We start from the raw sequence: 1,294 nt of genomic DNA on the forward strand, positions 1-1,294 counted from the left end.
GAATTAATCGGATCGCTAATAAATTTGATTTCGACTTCAGGCTGCATCAATCGCTTGTTGAGTAAGGCATCTGTGAGCTGTTTGCTGAGTGCCTGATGTTCCTGTTTAGAGGCACCAGTCTGCTGATTAAACAGAAACATATCCAGCACGATCAGGGATTTTGCTTCCTCAACCATTTTCAGCATTTCATTAAAAATCTGATGATCCAGTTGCTGCTTGCCCTGTGTATCTAGATAAGTCTGATCGACCAGAAATTTCACCTGTGCATGGCGCAGCTTACCCGTGTAATTCAGCCCTTCAGGTAAGGGTTTATAAGTATGATAAATTGCTGAAGCCAGATAACTGGCCATCAGCACACCAATGATCAAGGCCGCATAACGGCGGTTTGACCAGTTCAGTTTATTGTGAATTCGTTGAAAGATACGCATAAGAAAAAACCTAACCCAATATACTCAGGCTAGGTTTAATCTGATGATTTTTCAAGTCTATTTCAGTGACAGTACTTGGATTCGGTCAGTTATTTCATCTAAATCCTAGAAATCATATTGTACGCCGACTGTGAAATTACGTCCGACTTGCGGAATATTCGACAGGAATGAGCTATGTGAATAGACCTGATCATCGAGCAGATTATCGGCTTTAAAATAAACCCGATAGGCATTTTTATCAGCAATGCTATTAGCATAGCTTAGGCCGACATTGACCATGTTATAGCCTTGGGTTTCATCTTCATAACTGGCCGTTTTGTCCTGATTAAAGACATGATAATACTCTGCCATTCCTGACCAGCCATCGGCAAAGTCTGCTTCAACCTTGGTTCCTAAGCGGCCTGCTGGAATACGGGGTGCATTTTCACCCTCAATTTTGCCGCGTACATAATCACCGAACACACCAAACTTGTATGTGTCATTTAATGCATAAGTAGCTTCCGCTTCAGCCCCATAGAAACGAGCTTTATCTTGAGTATATTCTACCCCACGCAAATTTCCATTTCTGGCCGTAGTCGCACCGTAGATATAGTCATCAAACCAGTTATGGTAAATATGCGCATGATAATCCAGCTTAGCACCTTCATATTCGAAACCCAGCTCCAGGTTATTCGAGCTTTCTTTTTCCAGATCAGGATTACCGACTTCATAGGTATTGGTGGCAAAATGCAGGCCATTGGCATACAACTCTTGTGCCAGTGGTAAACGTTGCTGATGTGAACCTACAATGGATAACTTATAGTTCGGGGCAAATTCCCAATTCGCAGCAGCAGAAGCAGAGACGCCCGTGCCTGAATAATTTTTCT

General features: G+C 42.6%; 1 protein-coding gene and 1 pseudogene. Both read right to left on the reverse strand.

What is annotated here, in order from left to right; genetic code table 11:
- Positions 1–428: pseudogene (locus FTT98_RS17825) on the reverse strand (phospholipase); the annotation flags it as partial.
- Between the two features lie 105 nt (positions 429–533).
- Positions 534–1,294 (reverse strand): TonB-dependent receptor domain-containing protein (locus FTT98_RS17830; RefSeq protein ID WP_180177630.1); only part of this gene is annotated, 761 nt, incomplete at its 5' end.

The sequence above is a fragment of the Acinetobacter sp. YH12039 genome (assembly GCF_013420015.1).
In the GTDB taxonomy this organism is placed as follows: domain Bacteria; phylum Pseudomonadota; class Gammaproteobacteria; order Pseudomonadales; family Moraxellaceae; genus Acinetobacter; species Acinetobacter amyesii.